The organism is Brevundimonas sp. UBA7664 (genome assembly GCF_002483305.1).
Taxonomy (GTDB): Bacteria; Pseudomonadota; Alphaproteobacteria; order Caulobacterales; family Caulobacteraceae; genus Brevundimonas.
The window spans coordinates 1-18542 of sequence record NZ_DLHQ01000041.1 but is presented as its reverse complement, the minus strand read 5'-3'; the positions used below and the strand labels follow the sequence as shown (position 1 = coordinate 18542).

At 68.1% G+C, this 18542-nt stretch carries 17 protein-coding genes, 1 tRNA gene and 1 other RNA gene; 7 read left to right on the top strand and 12 right to left on the bottom strand.

All coding sequences use genetic code 11. The features are described from left to right. The first annotated feature begins 90 nt into the window (after window positions 1-90). Both B2742_RS09505 and B2742_RS09500 read left to right on the top strand, forming a co-directional pair. Window positions 91-1767, top strand: coding sequence for an amidohydrolase (locus tag B2742_RS09505; RefSeq protein WP_292065482.1), 1677 nt, complete (start codon window positions 91-93; stop codon window positions 1765-1767). 38 nt (window positions 1768-1805) lie between these two features. Beyond that, a tRNA-Gly gene (locus B2742_RS09500) sits at window positions 1806-1879 on the top strand. A gap of 9 nt (window positions 1880-1888) precedes the next feature. On the opposite strand, the gene B2742_RS09495 is transcribed toward B2742_RS09500, so the two are convergent. The 7 genes from B2742_RS09495 to B2742_RS09465 form a co-directional block, all read right to left on the bottom strand. Further along, window positions 1889-2860: a TraB/GumN family protein gene (locus tag B2742_RS09495; protein ID WP_292065479.1), complete on the bottom strand. Its 972-nt coding sequence runs from the start codon at window positions 2858-2860 to the stop codon at window positions 1889-1891. Window positions 2861-2903: 43 nt separating this feature from the next. After that, the gene (locus B2742_RS09490) at window positions 2904-3491 is read right to left on the bottom strand and encodes a hypothetical protein (RefSeq protein ID WP_292065477.1); all 588 of its coding nucleotides are present in this window, start codon (window positions 3489-3491) and stop codon (window positions 2904-2906) included. A 2-nt stretch (window positions 3492-3493) separates the two neighbouring features. Continuing rightward, window positions 3494-3685, bottom strand: coding sequence for a helix-turn-helix transcriptional regulator (locus B2742_RS09485; protein ID WP_292065475.1), 192 nt, complete (start codon window positions 3683-3685; stop codon window positions 3494-3496). Between the two features lie 4 nt (window positions 3686-3689). Further along, window positions 3690-4154 (bottom strand): hypothetical protein, encoded by a 465-nt coding sequence (locus tag B2742_RS09480; RefSeq protein WP_292065472.1) that lies wholly within the window; start codon window positions 4152-4154, stop codon window positions 3690-3692. 94 nt (window positions 4155-4248) lie between these two features. Next, window positions 4249-5520 (bottom strand): DNA recombination protein RmuC, encoded by a 1272-nt coding sequence (locus B2742_RS09475; RefSeq protein ID WP_292065470.1) that lies wholly within the window; start codon window positions 5518-5520, stop codon window positions 4249-4251. 181 nt (window positions 5521-5701) lie between these two features. After that, entirely contained in the window at window positions 5702-6304 is a 603-nt protein-coding gene (gene recR / locus B2742_RS09470; RefSeq protein WP_292065468.1) for a recombination mediator RecR, read from the bottom strand. Window positions 6305-6603: 299 nt separating this feature from the next. After that, window positions 6604-6933: a YbaB/EbfC family nucleoid-associated protein gene (locus tag B2742_RS09465; RefSeq protein ID WP_292065466.1), complete on the bottom strand. Its 330-nt coding sequence runs from the start codon at window positions 6931-6933 to the stop codon at window positions 6604-6606. A gap of 135 nt (window positions 6934-7068) precedes the next feature. Here B2742_RS09465 and B2742_RS09460 point away from each other — a divergent pair, with 135 nt between their 5' ends. Then, entirely contained in the window at window positions 7069-7683 is a 615-nt protein-coding gene (locus B2742_RS09460) for a malonic semialdehyde reductase (protein ID WP_292065463.1), read from the top strand. 140 nt (window positions 7684-7823) lie between these two features. Here the strand turns inward: B2742_RS09460 and B2742_RS09455 are convergent, their stop codons facing one another. The 4 genes from B2742_RS09455 to ffs all read right to left on the bottom strand — a co-directional run bounded on the left by B2742_RS09455 (window position 7824) and on the right by ffs (window position 11272). After that, a complete protein-coding gene (locus B2742_RS09455) occupies window positions 7824-8582 on the bottom strand; it encodes a hypothetical protein (RefSeq protein ID WP_292065461.1) in 759 nt (252 codons plus the stop codon). 118 nt (window positions 8583-8700) lie between these two features. Beyond that, on the bottom strand, window positions 8701-10605 hold the full coding sequence (locus B2742_RS09450) for a DNA polymerase III subunit gamma/tau (RefSeq protein ID WP_292065459.1): 1905 nt from the start codon (window positions 10603-10605) through the stop codon (window positions 8701-8703). A gap of 83 nt (window positions 10606-10688) precedes the next feature. Beyond that, window positions 10689-11066: a DUF3597 domain-containing protein gene (locus tag B2742_RS09445; RefSeq protein ID WP_292065457.1), complete on the bottom strand. Its 378-nt coding sequence runs from the start codon at window positions 11064-11066 to the stop codon at window positions 10689-10691. Window positions 11067-11178: 112 nt separating this feature from the next. Further along, window positions 11179-11272, bottom strand: an RNA gene (gene ffs, locus B2742_RS09440) — signal recognition particle sRNA small type. A 57-nt stretch (window positions 11273-11329) separates the two neighbouring features. Here ffs and nudC point away from each other — a divergent pair. Next, window positions 11330-12259 (top strand): NAD(+) diphosphatase, encoded by a 930-nt coding sequence (gene nudC, locus B2742_RS09435; protein ID WP_292065454.1) that lies wholly within the window; start codon window positions 11330-11332, stop codon window positions 12257-12259. A gap of 215 nt (window positions 12260-12474) precedes the next feature. On the opposite strand, the gene B2742_RS09430 is transcribed toward nudC, so the two are convergent. Beyond that, complete coding sequence (locus B2742_RS09430; protein WP_292065452.1) at window positions 12475-13203, bottom strand: 3-deoxy-manno-octulosonate cytidylyltransferase; 729 nt, start codon at window positions 13201-13203, stop codon at window positions 12475-12477. 212 nt (window positions 13204-13415) lie between these two features. Here B2742_RS09430 and B2742_RS09425 point away from each other — a divergent pair, with 212 nt between their 5' ends. The 3 genes from B2742_RS09425 to B2742_RS09415 all read left to right on the top strand — a co-directional run bounded on the left by B2742_RS09425 (window position 13416) and on the right by B2742_RS09415 (window position 18498). Then, window positions 13416-13964: a c-type cytochrome gene (locus B2742_RS09425; RefSeq protein WP_292065450.1), complete on the top strand. Its 549-nt coding sequence runs from the start codon at window positions 13416-13418 to the stop codon at window positions 13962-13964. 545 nt (window positions 13965-14509) lie between these two features. Further along, window positions 14510-16360: an extracellular solute-binding protein gene (locus tag B2742_RS09420; protein ID WP_292065447.1), complete on the top strand. Its 1851-nt coding sequence runs from the start codon at window positions 14510-14512 to the stop codon at window positions 16358-16360. Between the two features lie 215 nt (window positions 16361-16575). Then, complete coding sequence (locus B2742_RS09415; protein ID WP_292065445.1) at window positions 16576-18498, top strand: extracellular solute-binding protein; 1923 nt, start codon at window positions 16576-16578, stop codon at window positions 18496-18498. The last annotated feature ends 44 nt before the right edge of the window (window positions 18499-18542 follow it).

Genomic DNA, 18542 nt, shown 5'->3' with positions numbered 1-18542 from the left:
GTCGATCTCCCCAAGGGGTTGAGGTCGGGAGCTTGACGCGGCGGCCGCGATAAGGCGAGTCCGAAGGTCGCCAGACTCAGGACCCGTCAGATGCGCCCAATCCTCGCCCTCGCCCTGCTGCTCAGTTCCGCCGCCTGGAGCGCCCAGGCGCAGGAGCTGCTGATCCGGGGCGGCACGATCTACACCGGCGTGGCCGCCCAGCCGACGGCCGAGGTGGTTCTGGTCCAGGACGGGCGCATCGCCTATGTCGGTCCGGCTTCAGGGGTTCCGGTCGTCGACTATGCGGAGATCCTCGACCTCCAGGGCGCGACGCTGTTCCCCGGCTTCACCGATGGCCACGCCCACCTCGACGGCATCGGCTGGCGCGAACTGACCCTGAACCTCGAGGGCTCCGCCTCGGTCGCCGAAGCGATGGCGCGGCTGACCGCCTGGGCCGAAGCCCATCCGGAGGGCCCCATCGTCGGCCGCGGCTGGATCGAGACCCACTGGCCCGAGGCGCGTTTCCTGACCGCCGGCGACCTGGACGCCGCCGCGCCGGGGCGGGTGGTCCTGCTGGGCCGGGCTGACGGCCATGCGGTGGTCGCCTCCTCACTTGCCCTCGCCGCCGCCGGCGTCGACGCCGCGACCGTCGCCCCTTCGGGCGGCGAGATCCTCAAGGGCCCGGACGGCCAGCCGACGGGCCTGCTGGTCGACGCCGCCGAACAGCTGGTCGCCGGCCTGATGCCCCAGGCGGATCCCGAGGCGCTGCGCGATGCCTATCGCGCGGGCTTCCGCGTCGAGGCGGCCTATGGCTGGACGGGGGTCCATTTCATGAGCGCCCCGTGGAAGGACATCCCGTTGCTGGAGGCCATGGCCGAGGCGGGCGAGGCGCCCTTGCGCATCTACAACAGCGTGACCCCGGACGGCGCGGCGGAACTGATCGCGGGCGGCCCGCGCAGCGTCGCCGACGGCCGGATCATCACCCGGGCAATCAAATACTACGCCGACGGCGCCCTTGGTTCACGCGGCGCGGCCCTGTTCGAACCCTATGCCGACCGGCCCGACACCACCGGCCTGATGCAGATCACCGAGCAGGAAATCGTGCCCCTGTACCAGGCGGCCCTGCGCGGCGGCATCCAGGTCGCCACCCACGCCATCGGCGACCGCGGCAACGCCTCAGTGGCCGAATGGTACCAGCAGGCGCTGGCCGGCGTCGCCCCCGCGGACCGTCCGAACGGCGCCGACGTACGCTGGCGCATCGAACACGCCCAGATCCTGCGGCCGTCGGACTACCACTGGTTCAAGGACCTGCCGATCATCGCCTCGATGCAGCCCAGCCACGCCATCGGCGACCTGCATTTCGCCCCCGCCCGCCTCGGGGACGCCCGACTGGACGGGGCCTACGCCTGGCGCAGCCTGTCGGACATGGGCGTGATCGTGGTCGGCGGGTCCGACGCTCCGGTGGAGCGCGGCGACCCGCTGATCGAATTCTACGCCGCCGTCGCCCGCGCCGATCTGGAAGGATTCCAGGGTCCTGACTGGCGCCCCGGCGAGGCCGTCGACCGGGCCACGGCGCTGAAAATGTTCACCCTCTGGCCCGCCTATGCCAGCTTCCGCGAGGACGAACTGGGCACGATCGAGGTAGGCAAGCGGGCGGACTTCACCGCCTTCTCGGTGGATCTGATGACGGCCCCCGTCGCGGACATTCTCAACGGCCGGGCGACACTGACGGTGGTGGACGGCGTGGTGGTCCACCGGGCGGAAAGCCCCGTACGCATCGCGCCTTGATGCGTCCCGCCGTTCCGCCTAAGGCTGCGTCCGGCTCCGCGGGCGTGATGTAGTGGTAGCCTGAAAGCTTCCCAAGCTTTTCGTGCGGGTTCGATTCCCGCCGCCCGCTCCAGCCTTCCGCCTACTCCCGGGTCACCGTGACGCCGCGGTCCTCGAGAATTTCCTGGACGCTGTCGTCGCCGGCGAGGTGGGCGGCGCCGACGGCGATGAAAACCGTCCCCGAGCCTGCCAGCAGGGTCTGGATCTGATCGGCCCAGTCGGTGTTTCGCTGGACCAGGAGGGCGCGGTAGAGGGCCGGGCTCTCCGACTGCATCTCCTCGACCCCGACCGCCTCGAGGGTGGCGACGTCGCCCGAAGCCCAGGCCTCGACCATCCGGTCCAGTTCGACCGTGGCGCCCTCATAGGACTCCAGGGTGGAGGCGAGGTAGGCAAGTTGCTCGGACTCGGACATACCGGCGAGGATGCGGACTTGCTTGTCGATGGTCTCGAAGCCGTGGACCGGCTTGCCGGCGGCGTCGGCGCGGGCCTTGAGGGTCAGTTCGACGCCGGACCGCGGATCGTAGCCCGCAGCGGTCAGGGGCGCGACCGACAGGGTCAGGGCGGCCAGCCAGGGACGGAAGACGTCCATCTGCACCGCATTGGAGCCGATCGAACGGGCGGCGCTGTCCAGCAGCGTCAGCTGGCCCGTCGTGACCAGATGCGACAGCTGACGGTCCGGGGACAGCCCGTGCTGCTGGATCAGGGGCACGATGGCCATCTGGTCGTCGGGGTTGGAGATCTCGAACCAGACCTGCTCGGCGCTGTCGAAGGCGGCGTCGACGCGGGGCGAACCCCAGGCGGTGGTCGGACGCAGCACGTGGACCGTGCCGAACAGATAGAGGGTCGAGTCGGCGTCCCGGATCACCCAGAGGGCGGGGCCGGCGCCCTCGGCCTGCGGCACGACCCGTGACGCGACGGCCGGAGCCGGGGCGGCCTCGGCAGCCTGGGCGAAGGCCCGGGCGGGCTGGAAGGCGACCGCGCCTGCCAGGCCAAGGCCGAGCACGAGGCCGAGGGCGGTGCGGGAGAGGGATTTCAGGCGCAGATTGGTGGTCATGAGGTCAATCCTGGGGAGGGTTGGAAGTTTTTGGGGAGCGGCCCTAGTGGAGGCCGCGTCGGGCCGCCGCCACGGCGGAGGCGATGAAATAGACGCCCATCAGAATGCCCATCAGGCCCCAGGCGGTGACGGTCCCGACCAGTCCCAGGCGTTCGGCTGCGGCGTAGATGAACAGGCCCAGCTGGAGGGACCAGAAGGCGAGCGCGCTGGTTTCGAGCATGACCCGGCGAAGCATTTCATCGGCCGTTCGCCACAGCATGAGATTGGCTGCGCTCTGGACCGCGACCAGCAGGAGTACGGCCCCGAACACCACGTCTGGCGTCGCCCAGGCGGACCCGAACACCGGGAGCAGGAACATCGCGGCGGCCAGCAGCATGACGATCACCTGCAGGATGCCGCAACCGCGCGGGACATCAGCGGGCCGGCGGGCGACGATGAAGGCGGTGATCGCGGCGACCCCGATCATGGCGGCGGCCATAACCACGGCGAGTTCGTCCTCCCAGCTGGCCAGGGCGCCGTCGGTCAGGGTCGCAGCGCCGTAGCCGAAGGCTCCGCCGAGACCGGCGAGCAGGACCACCATGCCCGCCTTGCGCAAGAACGAGGGCCGGGGGGCGTCGAGACTGGCGTTCATGATCAGTCCTCCGTGAAGATGGCTTCGATGGGTTGCCCGAAGACCCGCGCGATCTTGAAGGCGAGCGGCAGGGACGGGTCGTAGCGGCCGGTCTCCAGCGCGTTGACGGTCTGGCGCGAGACGCCCAGCGCCTGGGCGAGGTCGGCCTGGCTCCAGTCGCGTTCGGCGCGGAGAACCTTGAGGCGGTTGTTCATGACGTCATCCCCGCATCCGGGTGACCCACCACCACGCCCAGACCACGGCGTAGCCGATCAGCATCAGCAGCATCATGCCGAAGGCGCCGGTGGCGGCGTAGGCGGCGGGGTCGGTGCGGCCGTCCAGCCAGGACGGGATCCGGATCGCGGCGGCCTGCGGCAGGGTGGCCATGCACAGCAGCACGCCGCCGACAGCCATGCCGCCAGAGCCGCCCCAGTACCAGGCGGCCTTGTGAGCCTCGCGCGCGGCCTCGTCGATGGACCGCATCCAGGCGGCGCCGGCCACCATGGCGCCGGTCATGATCAGGATCACGAAGGCGCCCATGACCCAGACGATGGCGCGATCCTCGTCGATGCCGCCCTGGGCCGAGAGATAGCCGACCACGGCGGCCCCGACCAACAGCAGTGCGATCAGCGCGGCAAGGCCGACGGCGGACCAGAGGAAGACGGATTTCAGGCCCTTGGCCATGGCGGAGAGGTCCTCGCTCGAATGACAAGGATGTTTTACATAAACCGCCGCCAGCCTGTCAAGCACCCTTGTCAACCGGACGGTGGACGGCGCCTCAGTCGGCGATGCGCAACGCGGGGGTTTCGGTCAGCTCGGGTCGGCTCAGCGCGCGTGGCGCGGTCTCGACCGGCGTCAGTTCGGCCAGATCCTTGCCCTCATGATCGACCTGCAGATCCTCAAAGCGGCGGGCCGAGACCATGACCTGGCTCTCGAGCGAGCCGACGAACTGGTTGTATTTGCCGACGGCCGTGTCGAGGGCGCGCCCGACGGCGGCGGCGTGGCCGCCCATGACCGAGAGCCGTTTGTAGAGCTCCTTGCCCAGTTTCGCGACGTCCTCGGCGTTGCGGGCCTGCTCCTCGGCGCGCCAGCCGTAGGCGACGGCCTTGCACAGGGCGAACAGGGTGGTCGGGGTGACGATGACGACGCGCGAGGCCATGGCGGTGGTCATCAGATCGGGCTCGTGATCCAGGGCGGCGGCGAGGAAGGCGTCGCCGGGCACGAACATGGCGACAAAGTCCGGGCTGGGCTTGAACTGGTCCTGATAGGCCTTGGACGACAGCTGGCGGACGTGGGTCTTCATGCTGGTCGCGGTGCGCAGGGAGGCGGCCTTCGCCTGGGCCTCCTCGTCGCCGTCGGCCTCATCGCCGAAGGCCAGCGACACCTTGGCGTCGATCACGAACATGCCGCCGCCGGGCAGGCGGACGACGAAGTCGGGGCGCTGCTGGCGGCCGGCGTCGTCAGCGCTGGAGGACTGTTCCTCGAAGTCGAACCGGCCGGCCATGCCGGCGGCCTCGAGCACATTGCGGCAGGTCTGCTCGCCCCAGCGGCCGCGCCGGCCGGTGTTGCCGCGCAGGGCCTCGGTCAGGCGCCGGGCCTCGTCGCGGGTGGCGGTCGAGGCGGTCATCAGCAGGGCCAGCTGTTCCTTGAGACCGCCGGTCTCCTCGGAGCGGACCTTTTCGAGGGCCGCAACGTGTTCCTGGAACTGTTTCAGCGTCTCGGCCACGGGCTTGAGCTGAGCCTCCATCCGCTGCTGCGACATCAGCTCCCGGGTGCGAAAGGTCTCGTCGGTGCGCTTCAGCAACGCCTCTGCCACGGTGTTGGCCGCCGTACTGGCGGACTGGGCGGCCTGGACGCGCAGCAGTTCGGTCGAGGCCGCGGCCTGGTCCTCGAACAGCCGCATACGGGCCTCGGTCTCGGCGTGGCGGGCGTGGAGGTCCCAGGCCTTCGTCTCGGCGGCCGCGGCGCGGCGGCGCTCCATCAGGGCCCAGACGACGGCGAGGACGGCGACGATGGAAGCGGCGAGGAAGGCGACAAGAGAGGCGTTCATGCTCCGTTCCTAGCGGGAGTCGCCCGTCGCCGCCATGGGCGACGGGGCCAGGCTTCGGCCGGAAGAGACAGAAAAACACCGTGCGCATCGTGCGCATCGGTCGCTTTGTTCAGGTCGGACGGGCGAGGGCGGGTCATGGCCCCACTCTGCCCCGGCGCTGCGTCAGAAATGGACGCAGGGTTCAGGTCGGGCGCCGCTGCCGCATGGCCTGAATGATCGTCCCGTCGTCCAGCCAGTCGAGCTCGCCGCCGACGGGGACGCCGCGGGCGAGGGAGGTGATCTCGACGCCCGAGCCGGCCAGGCGCTCGGCGATGTAATGGGCGGTGGTCTGGCCGTCGACGGTGGCGGGCAGAGCCAGGACGACCTCCTTGACCTCGCCGCCGCGCACGCGTCCGACCAGTTCGGCGACCCGCAGCGCATCGGGGCCGACGCCGTCGAGGGCCGAGAGCAGGCCGCCCAGCACATGGTATTTGCCGCGGAAGGCCCCGGACCGCTCCATGGCCCACAGGGCGCCGGCCTCCTCGACCACGCAGATCAGGGCGTTGTCGCGGGCGCTGTTGGAACAGATCGAGCAGGGGTCGCGGGTGTCGGGCGCGCCGCAGACGCTGCACGAGGTGACCTTGGCCGCGGTCTCGGCGAGGGAGGCCGCCAGCGGGACGAGCAGTTGTTCGCGCTTCTTCAGCAGGGCCAGGGCCGCGCGGCGGGCCGAGCGGGGACCGAGGCCGGGCAGTTTGGCGAGGAGGCTGATCAGCCGTTCGATTTCGGGTCCGGCGGAGGCAGCCATGACCCGCGCATACCATGGGGGTTGAGCGGTTGCCTATCTCCCTGTCGGGGCCATGACGGACTGCCGCGCTCCGGCCCTAACGCATGCTGGTTCTTCACGAAGGACACGAAGGAGGGCACGAAGGACACGAAGGGAGCGAGGGCAACTCGACCCTTCGTGGGCCCTTGCCCGCAACGCCATCCATTGCGTCGCCCTGACGGGCGCCGCGGGCCCACCGGCCTCTTCGTGTTCTTCGTGAGCCCTTTGTGGCCTTCGTGATGAACCTTCCGGCCTCGGCCGCCTCACCGCGGCCCGCAGGCTCAGAACAGTTTGGGCATGCCCGGGATGTTCATTCCGGCCATGGGACCGGCGGCCTCGCGCATCAGGGCCCCGTTGGCCTCGTCCAGCTTGCGCTTGGCGTCGGCGTGGGCGGCGACGATCAGGTCGGCGAGAATCTCGCCCTCGCCCGGGAGCAGCAGGCTGTCGTCGATGGTCACGCCGGTGATCTCGCCCGCGCCTTTCAGGGCCACGGTGACGAGGCCGCCGCCGGAGGTCCCGGAGGCGGTGGTTTCGGCCATTTTCGCCTGGGCGTCCTGCAGCTTCTGCTGCATCGCCTGGGCCTGCTGCATGAGGGCGTTGAGATCTTTCATGGCCCCAAGATAGGCGCGGACCCCGGCCGGGAACAGGGCTGAAAATCAGCAACAGAATTTGTTTCGGATAATCTTGAACCATTTCGGCGCAGGCCTATTTAGCATCTGTCACAGTTGCTAATCAGGACGACTTCCATGGCCTTCGACTCGACCCCCGCCCGCGACCTGCCCCTGTCGGACACGGCGCTGGACCAGCTGTTCACCGGCGCGCGGACCCGCAACGCCTGGACTGACCGGCCGGTGCCGGCCGAGTTGCTGCGCCGCCTGTATGACCTGACCAAATTCGGACCGACGGCGGTCAACGCCACGCCGGCCCGGTTCGTCTTCCTGACCTCTCCCGAGGCCAAGGCCCGGCTCTCGCCCCTGATGTCGGAGGCCAACCGCGCCAAGACCCTGCAGGCGCCGGTCAATGTGATCATCGGTCAGGACCTGGCCTTCGCCGACACCCTGCCGGTGCTGTTCCCCCATGCGCCGGGCGCCAGGGACTGGTTCGCCGATCCGGTCGCGGCGCGCGAGACGGCCTTCCGCAACGCCTCGCTGCAGGGCGGCTATTTCCTGCTGGCGGCGCGGGCGTTGGGGCTGGACGTCGGTCCGATGTCGGGCTTTGACGCCGAGGGCGTGAAGAATGAATTCTTCAGCGGCACAACGGTCGAGCCGAATTTCATCGTCAACCTCGGTTACGGCTCTGACGAGAACCTGTTTCCGCGCTCGCCGCGCCTGTCGTTCGATGAGGCGGCGTCGATCCTCTAGGGCTGCGCTGGATCCGCGGCGGGCCGGTTCGGCGCAGCCAGCGGCAGGTTGCCCGAGCCCGTCATCGCGGGCGCCTGGGGCGGCAGCGCGACAGAACATACTGACAGGGCCTGACAACCGGCTCGCCCCGCCCGCTTCGGTCAATCCTCGACCGGCCCGATCGATGCGCCGGGTTCCGGGGCCGGGGCAAGGGTTTCAAACGACGCCGCGATGTCCGCCAGCCGTTCCTGAAGACGGGCCATGCGTTCGGCCGCACTGTCTGTTGTCAGGGGGGTGGAGGCGGTGTCCTTCGCCAGAAGAAGCTCCAGGGCGTAGTCGGCCATGAGTCCGGCGAGGGCGACATTCTGTTCCAGACGTTCCTCAAGGACCTGCCGCGCCCGCGCGGACTCGCCGGAGATCGCGGTCGCCACGCCGTAGTAGGCGGCCAGTCGACGGTCGGGGCCCTCGGCGAAGGTGCGTGACTGGATGACCCAGGAGTTCTCGCCGTCCGCGCCCCCGAAAGCGATGATGCAGCGATGGCCCCGCACGTCGCCGCGGGTGAAGCGCTGGAAATGCACGACCTCGGCGCTGTCGTCCGCCTCAAGGCAGCCGCGGGCGTCGGTCAGCACCGTCCGGCCCTCTTCGTCCGGCTCAAGCTCGCCCGTGGTGACGTTGGTCGTGAAATCGAAGGCGAACCCGGTGGACCAGCTGAGGCCCGGATCGTCGGCCGGAAGCATGGGCAGGGCGCCGGCGAAGGCGGACGTCAGCATCTCCCGCGACAGCAGGGGCGCCTCCATGCCCAGCCCCTCCGCGAGTATCGCCAGCTTGTCGAGCAGCATGGTCGCCGCGTCGGCGACCTCGTTATCGGAGGCCCGCTCCTGCGCCACCGCAGGCGCGCCGGAGGCGAGTATGAGGGCCATTGCCCCCGCCAGGATGCTCGTCCCGCGCTTCATGTTCCGCCCCCGCTCCGGCCAAACATAGCTCTCTGGCGCGTCGCTTGACCATTGGAGCAGCCCGCCGTGGCAGGTTTCGTCAGGATCAGTCGTCGAGGTCGACCGCCTCATCCGGGATCACCGGCAGCTCCACGGCCGGCGCCAGCGTCTTGATCTCGCCGAGCACGGCGCCGGGGAAGGCCTGCATCACCGCGACGACGAAGGGATCGGCCTCGACGCCGGCGCGCTCTTCCGAGCGTTTGCGGCGGTCGATCTCGATCATGGTCTCGCCGCCGCCCTGGCCGTTGGCGGCGATCAGCCAGGTGCGGCCGGTCCAGTCCTTGAGCCGGGACGCCAGCTTGCGCGCCAGATCCATCGGCGCGCCGTCGAGGCTTTCATAGGTGATGGCGCCGGGCTTGAAGGCCACGGGGCGGACGTAGCGCTGGACGTCCATCTGCAGGCCGACCTCGCGCTTTTCGCCGATCAGGGCGACGACCTGTTCGAATGACTGGGGGTCGGGCAGCGAAGGCGCGGCGACCGGACGGGCCGCGAGCTGGGCAGAGGCCCCGCCGCCTCCCCCGCCGCCGCCCGAGGGGCCGCGCGGGGCTGAACCACCGGGCATGGGTTCGCCGTCGCGCAGGGCCTTGAGCGCCTCTTCCGGTCCGGGCAGGTCGGCGGCGTAGGCAAGGCGGACGATGGCCATTTCGACGGCGTCGGCGGGGTTGGGGGCGCGACGGACCTCGTCGAGCGCGCGCAGCAGCATCTGCCAGACGCGGGCGAGCGTCCCGGCCGAGATCACGGACCCGAGGGCGGTCAGCTTCTGGGCCTGGTCGTTGGGCAGGCGGGTCGCTTGGGGCCCCAGCATCTTGGCCACCGAGGCGGCGTGGCAGTGTTCGAGCAGGTCGTTGGTCACCTGCACCGGATCGGCGCCGTAGCCGTAGAGGGTGCGGAACAGCTCCAGCGCCTCGGGCGTGCGGCCGGCCATGATCGATTCGAACAGGGCGATGGTCTGGCTGCGGTCGGCGAGTCCGAGCATGTCGCGCACGACCTCGGTCTTCACCGTCTCGCCCTTGTCGCCCTGGACCAGGGCCTGATCCAGCAGGGACAGGCCGTCGCGCACGGATCCCTCGGCGGCGCGGGCGATCAGGGCGAGGGCGTCCTGTTCGATCTTCATCCCCTCCCGCTCGGCGATGCGGGCGAGGTGTTCGACGAGGATTTCCGGCTCGACGCGGCGCAGGTCGAAACGCTGGCAGCGGCTGAGGATGGTCACCGGCACCTTGCGGATCTCGGTGGTGGCGAAGATGAATTTGGCGTGCGGCGGCGGCTCTTCCAGCGTCTTCAGCAGGGCGTTGAAGGCCTGGTTCGACAGCATGTGGACTTCGTCGAGGACATAGACCTTGTAGCGCGCCTCGACCGGGGCGTAGCGGACGCTCTCGATGATGTCACGGATGCCGTCGATGCCGGTGTGGGAGGCGGCGTCCATCTCGACCACGTCCATATGCTGGCCGGCCATGATGGCGGCGTCGTGCCGGCCGTGGGCGGTCAGGGCGAGGGACGGGCGGTCGATGCTGTCGGTTTCGTTGTTGAGGGCGCGGGCCAGCAGGCGGGCGGTGGTCGTCTTGCCGACCCCCCGGACGCCGGTGAGCATGAAGGCGTGGGCGATGCGGCCGGTGGCGAAGGCGTTGGTCAGGGTGCGGACCATGGCCTCCTGGCCGATCAGGTCCTCGAAGGCGTGCGGCCGGTATTTGCGGGCGAGGACGGTATAGGCCGAGCCGTCGTCGGCATGGGCGGCGGGGCCGGCATCGGCGGGCGGGGCGGACATTGCGGCCTTCGGGGCGGCGTTCGTTTCGACGGCTGGGGCGGGTGTCGAGGCGGCCTCGGCCTCGCGCATGCCGGCGGGTTCGGGCGAGCCGAACATGTCGTCGGTGTCGGGATCGCGCTCGACGACGTCCGCGTCGGGGGCGTCTTCCTCCCACGGAGGGCCTTCGAGACTCGGGTCGACGTCGCTCATGTCACCGTCTTACAGCGAGAGGGCTGCGTCGCGCACCCCCTCGCCGCAAGGCGTCCCCGCTTTCGCGGGGATGACGATGGGGATCAGTCGGTCAGGTCGCGGATCTGGCCGCCGTCGGCCCGGATGCGCGCGATCACCTGTTTGTGCAGCCAGATATTCATTGAGGCCGTATCGGACGTGTCGCCGGTGTAGCCGAGCTCATTGGCCAGTTCCTTTCGCTCGGCCAGGGTCGAATCCATGCCGGTCAGCTTCATCAGGTCGACGATGGAGGTGCGCCAGTTCAGCTTCTGGTCGCGCTGCTCGTTCATGAAGTCGAGGATGCCGTCGACGTCGACCGGCGCGGCCGCGGCGGGTGCGGCCGTCGGGGCCGGCGTCGGGGCGGCCGAGGGCGCCGGGGCGGCGGTCGGGGTCGCGTCGCGCTTCTTGAAGATCTTGCCGAGAATGTTGCCGAGAATGCTCATGTCCGCTCCTTCGATGGATGAGCAGAGGGAGCGGTTGGCGGCGGACGGGGTTCCGTGCGGCCGCGCTCAAACAGCGAGCGACCGCGTCGCGAGCGTTAGCGCACAAAGAAGGGAGAGTGGAGACCGCGACCCGAAGGGGAATTCGTTGTGGCTGCTGCCTTCCGGCCCTGACCAGGTTGGCGAAACCTTCGCCCGCGATCTCCGTGAGGAGATATGACGATTCCGGCTCGCGGATGCAAGCCGGGGCTTGCTAGACAGCGTCCATGCCCCTCCCCGTGCTGAACACCTTCGCCGGAGACCCGCTCGACCGGGCGGGCGATCTCCGTAACGATCCGGACTGGCTGGCCGAACAGGGCGCGAGCCCTGACGCCGTGGCCCTGGTGCTGTGGGAGGGCCGGCCGCTGATCGAGGTCGGGACTCAGCCACGGCTGGCCTGGCTGGCGCTGGACCATGCGCGGGCGGTGGTCCCGGATCGCGAGCTGTTCCTCGGCCTGTGGAAGGGCGCGCCCTGTTTCGCGGTGGAGGTCGAGGGATCGGTCGACCCGGCGGCCGGGCCGATGGCCGGGCTGGGGGCGTTTCACGAGATGCGCGAGGCGGCGGCGATGTTGCCGGGGCCGGACGCGGCCATGGCGGGGACGGCCAAGTCGCTGTTCGACTGGCGGCGGCGGCACGGCTTCTGCGCCGCTTGCGGGGTGGAGAGCGAGAACGCCTGCGGCGGCTGGAAACGGGTCTGCCCGGCCTGCGGCGTGGAGCATTTTCCGCGCGTCGACCCGGTGACCATCATGCTGGCGGTCTACAAGGGCGGGGCGGAGCCGGTCTGTCTGCTGGGCCGGCAGGCGGCCTGGCCCGCGGGGCGGATGTCAGCCCTGGCGGGCTTCCTGGAGCCCGGCGAGACCATAGAGGCGGCCTGCGCCCGCGAGATCGCCGAGGAGGCCGGGCTGACGGTGACGGCGGTCCGCTATCACTCGAGCCAGCCGTGGCCGTTCCCGTCGCAGCTGATGATCGGGCTGGTGTGCGAGGTCGATTCTGACGACGCGCGGCCCGATCAGACGGAACTGGAGGCGGTCGCCTGGCTGACGAAATCGGAAGCACGGGCCTGTCTTGAGGGGACCCACCCGACGATCAAGGCCCCGCCGAGGATCGCGATCGCGCGCACCTTGCTGCAGGCCTGGGTGGACGGTTTCGACATCTGAGACGCAATCCGGCCTAGCCGGCGTTCGAGGACGTCTGGCCAAGACTGGAAGGTTCATCACAAAGGACACGAAGGGTCACGAAGGGCACAAAGGGACCGGAGCCCGGCGCAACCTTCTTCGTGTTCTTTGTGATCCTTGGTGTCCTTGGTGATGAACCATCTCATCGATGAACCGGGATCGAAAGATTCCCGGCTGCGCCGGGATGAGTGGCGAGCCTAGCGAGCGAGCGCCCGCGCGGCCGCCAGATCGTCAGGATTGTCGACCGACAGAGGCGCCTCGTCGATGACCGCCGCCCAGATCTGGAGGCCCATCTCCAGCGCGCGGAGCTGTTCCAGCTTTTCCCGGCGTTCCAGCGGGGACGGCGGGGCGGCGCAGAAGCGATCGAGGGCGGCGCGGCGGTAGCCGTAGAGGCCGATGTGCCGCCAGACGGGGGCGTCGCCGTACAGGGTCGAGCGGGTGAAATAGAGGGCGCGGCCGTGGCGCTCGCCCGCCTCCAACGCCACCACGGCCTTGACCACGTCGGGGTTCGAGCGGTCCGAGGGGTCCGCCTCGGGCGCGATCAGGGTGGCGATGTCGCAGGCGGGCTCGCCATGCAGCAGGGCGGCGCAGGCCAGGGCCAGCCCCGGATCGGCGAACGGCATGTCGCCCTGCAGGTTGATCACCGCGTCATGGCGGCCGTCGGGGTCGATGGCGTGCAGCGCGGCGCGGATGCGGTCGGAGCCGGACGGCAGATCCGGATCGGTCAGGACGGCCACGCCGCCGGCCGACTCGATGGCGGCCACGATCTCCGGATCGCCCGCGGCGACGGCGACGGGCAGGCCTGAAAGAACCGCCTGACTCCAGGCGCGCACGATCATCGGCACGCCGCCGATATCGGCGAGCGGCTTGCCCGGCAGGCGGGTCGCCGCCATGCGAGCGGGGATCAGGATAAGCGGCTGTGGCATCGCGTGTTTACAGGTCTGGCGAGGGCGTGACTTGCGCCCAAATAGCGGGACTTTTTTCCCGTGACGGTCTGTTTATACGGGTTGCCAGAGGCGGGGCAAACCGGTATCTCATCGCCATCGCCCCCTCTTTTTAGATCGATTCCGGGCGCAAAATCCTTGGTCGCCTTCGTTCGGCCTACAAGTTGACCTTCCGGTCTGGAGCCTGATCCGCAATGGACTCCTTTGAGCTTAACAAGATTCTCGGGGCGATCCTCGCCACCTGTCTCGTCGTTCTCGTCACCAGCTTTGCCGCTCAGGCGATTTTCTCGCCGGTCATGCCGGAAAAGCCGGGCTTTGAGATTGCCGTGAAGGAAGCCGCCGGCGGCGACGCCAAGGGCGCCGCGGCGGAGAAGTCCGAGCCGATCGAAAAGCTGCTGCAGACTGCCTCCGTGGAGAAGGGCGCCACCGCCGCCAAGAAATGCGCCGCCTGCCATACCTTCGAGAAGGGCGGCCCCAACCGCGTCGGCCCGAACCTGTTCGGCGTCGTCAACGAGAAGAAGGGCGAGGGTCGCGGCTTCAACTTCTCCAAGGCGATGAAGGAGAAGGGCGGCACCTGGACGTTCGAGGATCTCGACCACTTCCTGAAGAGCCCGAAGGGCTTCGTCCCCGGCACCGCGATGGGCTTCGCTGGCCTCTCCAAGGATAGCGAGCGCGCCGATATGATCGCCTACCTCAATTCGATGTCGGACCACCCGGCGCCGCTGCCGACCGCGGCGAAGTAAACGCACTCGGTCGTTCTGACATGATCTCGAAAAGGCCGGGTTTCCCGGCCTTTTTTGTTGCATGCGTGTTGCCTCGGTCCGCCCGTTGTCCGGCGGGACGTTTGGTCGCAGGACAGTGAAACAACCTCGCCGTCGTCCTCGCGCAGCGGGGAGCCATAACCCTGCGGCTGGTTGTTACGGAGTAATTTTGGCCTGTTGATAGAGCCAAACGGCTGCGGCGTATGGGGCCCGCCTGCGTGGGGATGGCGATTTTCGTGCTGCAAATCCGCGCACAAAACAAGATGACACCGATTTCACGTGCTCTCGCCGTCAAATCGGTGTCCACTTTGTCATGAACGATCCCGCGGCGACCTGCGGAATCGTGGCAGTCCGATCGGGCGCCGCGAGCCCGGACGGCAGCTGCCCCCGATTCAATCGGGGATCAAATCGCTCTAGGATCAACCACGCGCGGCGGCGGGCGATTCGCCCGAGGCTGCGGCAACGGCACGGACAGGGAAAGCGCATTGGCAATTACCCGGCGAGTTTTGCTTCAGAGTGGCGCGGCGTTGGCCGCCGCCCCGGTTCTTCCTCTCGCGGCGGGTGTGCCGCCGATATCGCGGGCGCGGGCGCAAGCCGCCGCAGGGCCGGCGTGGCGGCACGGGCTGTCGCTGTTCGGCAGCGTGAAATACGCGGACGGCTTCAAGCATTTCGACTACGTCAACCCGGCCGCGCCGAAGGCCGGCGTGGTGCGGCAGACCGCGCTTGGCACCTTCGACAGTTTCAATGTCGTGGTCTCCGGCGTGAAGGGTTCGATCGCCGGCGCGGTGGGGCTGATCTATGAATCGCTGACGACGCCGGCGCTCGACGAAGTCTCCACCGAATACGGGCTGCTTGCCGAAGCCGTGCGCTATCCCGACGATTATGCCTCGGTCATCTATCGCCTGCGCGCCGAGGCGCGCTGGCACGACGGCAAGCCGGTGACGCCGGAGGACGTGGTCTGGTCGCTGGAGGCGTTCAAGAAGAACCATCCGCAATACGCCGCCTACTATCGCCACGTGGTGAAGGCCGAGAAAACCGGCGAGCGCGAGGTGACCTTCACCTTCGACGCGCCGGGCAATCGCGAACTGCCGCAGATTGTCGGCCAGCTCATGGTGCTGCCGAAGCACTGGTGGGAAGGCACCGACGCCAAGGGCAACAAGCGCGATGTCACCGCGACCACGCTGGAGCCGCCGCTCGGCTCGGCCGCCTATCGCATCAAGAGCTTTGTTGCCGGGCGCTCGGTGACTCTGGAGCGGGTCAAGGATCACTGGGGCGCGAAGCTCAACGTCAATATCGGCCGCAACAACTTCGACGAAATCCGCTACGAGTATTTTCGCGATCCGACCGTGGCGCTGGAAGCCTTCAAGGCCGACCAGATCGACTGGCGCAGCGAGAACAGCGCCAAGAACTGGGCGACCGCCTACGATTTCCCGGCGGTGAAGGACAAGCGCGTGGTGCTGGAGGAATTCCCCAACCGCAACTCCGGCATCATGCAGGCCTTTGTGATGAACAGCCGCCGGCCGAAATTTTCCGATGCGCGGGTGCGTCGCGCGCTGAACTTCGCGTTCGACTTCGAGGAGATGAACAAGCAGATCTTCTTCGGCCAGTATCAGCGCATCAGCAGCTATTTTCACGGCACCGAGCTGGCGTCCTCCGGCTTGCCGCAAGGCAGGGAGCTGGAGATTCTGGAAACCGTTCGCGCGGACGTGCCGCCCGAGGTTTTCACCGCGCCCTACACCAATCCGGTCGGCGGCAACGCCGAGGCCGTGCGCAACAATTTGCGCGAGGCGCTGAAGCTGTTGAAGGAGGCCGGCTACGAGGTGCGCGAGCGCAAGCTGGTGGAGACGAAAAGCGGTACGCCCTTCACCATCGAGTTGCTGGTTGAGGATCCGGCGATGGAACGGGTGATGCTGTTCTTCAAGCCGTCGCTGGAACGGCTCGGCATCGCGGTCAGCGTGCGCAATATCGATCCCACGCAATACGAGAACCGGATGCGAAGCTGGGATTTCGATATTATCGTGTCGTCGTGGGGAGAGTCGCTGTCGCCCGGCAACGAGCAACGCGAATACTGGGGCTCGCACGCCGCCGACACCGCCGGCTCGCGCAACCTGATCGGCATCAAGAACGCGGCGATCGACAAGCTGATCGAGCGTGTCATCTTCACCAAGGATCGCGACGATCTGGTGGCCGCCACCCGCGCGCTCGACCGTGTGCTGCTGCATCACTATTACGTGGTGCCGCAATGGACCTATCCGTTCCAGCGCACCGCGCGCTGGGACCGCTTCGGCAAGCCCGAAACGATGCCCAAATACGGTTTGGCGTCGTTCCCCACGGTGTGGTGGTATGACGCCGACAAGGCCGCGAAGATCGGCAAGTGAGGGTGAGGGGTGTGGCATTCCATCGTGGCCGGCGAGATCGCCTCACGATCATCGTCATTGCGAGGAGCGAAGCGACGAAGCAATCCAGTTCTTCCTCGTCGTTTTCTGGATTGCTTCGCTTCGCTCGCAATGACGATTCGAGGGCGGACTGGGAGACTTTTTGAAGTGCAGAATGTTATTCCCCTCAGGTTTCATAACCGCCCGGTCCGTACCCGATGATCCGCACCCCCATCTTCAACCGCCGACAGGTGTTCGGCCTCGGTCTTGGCGCAGCCGGCCTCGCGGCCGGGTTCGATCCGCGCGAGGCACTCGCGCAAGCAGCCGCGACGTCAACATCCGACGCAGCGCCCCGCGGCGCGGCGAAGCACGGCATGTCGGTGTTCGGTGACCTGAAGTATGCCGCCGACTTCAGCAACTTCGATTACGTAAATCTGAAAGCGCCGAAGGGCGGCGCGTTCTCCACCGTGCCGTCGGTGCGCGCCTATAACCAGTCCTACCAGACCTTCAATTCACTCAATGCCTATATCCTGAAGGGCGAGGGCGCGCAGGGCATGGACCTGACGTTTTCGCCCTTGATGGTGCGCGCCTATGACGAGCCCGACGCGATGTATGGCCTCGTCGCGCAATCGGTGTCGATCTCGGACGACCGCCTCGCCTACCACTTCACGCTGCGGAAGCAGGCGACATTCCACGACGGCTCGCCGCTGACCGCGCATGACGTGGCGTTCTCGCTCAACACGCTGAAAGCCAAGGGCCATCCGCTGATCCTGCAACAGATGCGCGACGTCGTCGGCGCCGAGGCGCTCGACGACGTCACCGTGGTGGTGCGCTTCGCCAAGGGTCACGCGCGCGACGTGCCGCTCTATGTCGCCGGGCTGCCGATCTTTTCGCGCGCCTATTACGCCAAGCGGCCGTTCGATGAATCGACGCTGGACATTCCGCTCGGTTGCGGCCCCTACAAGGTGGCGCGTTTCGAGGTCAATCGGTACATCGAGTTCGAGCGCGTCAAGGACTGGTGGGGCGCGGAGCTGGCGCCGATGCGCGGCAGCTACAACTTCGACACCGTGCGTTACGAATTCTATCGCGACCGCGATGTCGCCTTCGAAGGCTTCACCGCGAAGAACTATCTGTTCCGCGAGGAATTCACCGCGCGCGTCTGGGCGACGCGCTACGATTTCCCGGCGATCAAGGACGGCCGCGTCAAGCGCGAGCAACTGCCGGACCTGACGCCCTCCGGCGCGCAGGGCTGGTTCATCAACACCCGGCGCGACAAGTTCAAGGACCCGCGCGTCCGCGAGGCGCTCGATCTCGCCTTCGATTTCGAATGGACCAACAAGACCATCATGTACGGCGCCTATGCGCGCACACAGTCGCCGTTCCAGAATTCCGACATGATGGCGGAGGGGATGCCCTCTCCCGAGGAACTGCAACTGCTGGAGCCGTTTCGCGGCCAGGTGCCGGACGAGGTGTTCGGCGCGCCGTTCTCGCCGCCGGTCTCCGACGGCTCGGGGCAGGATCGCGCACTGCTGCGCAAGGCGGCGCAATTGTTGCGTGACGCCGGCTGCGTGGTGAAGGACGGCAAACGGGTGCTGCCGAACGGCGAGCCGTTCATTGTGGAATTCCTCGCCGACGAGCCGCAATTGCAGGCGCACCACGCGCCCTACATCAAGAACCTCGGCACGCTGGGCATCGCGGCGTCGCTGCGGCTCGTCGATCCGGTGCAGTATCGCGCCCGTGTGGAGGATTTCGATTTCGACATGACCATCGAGCGCTTCAGCATGTCGGCGACGCCGGGCGACAGCATGCGGCCGTTCTTCACCTCGCAGGCCGCGGCCACCAAGGGCTCGTACAATCTCGCGGGCATCGCCAGCCCGGCGATCGACGCGCTGGTGGAGAAGATCATCAATGCGGGAAGCCGCGCGGAACTGACCACCGCCTGCCGCGCCTTCGACCGTGTGTTCCGCGCCGGGCGCTATTGGGTGCCGCAGTGGTATCGCACCAATCATCCGATCGCCTATTGGGACGTGTTCGCGCATCCTGAAAAGCTGCCGCGCTACCTCGGCAGCGTCGGCGGCATCGAATTGTGGTGGAGCGACGCGGCCAAGGCGTCGGCAGCCGAGAGGGCGGGCAAACCATGACAGCCTATATCGCACGCCGCCTGCTGCTGATGATCCCGACCCTG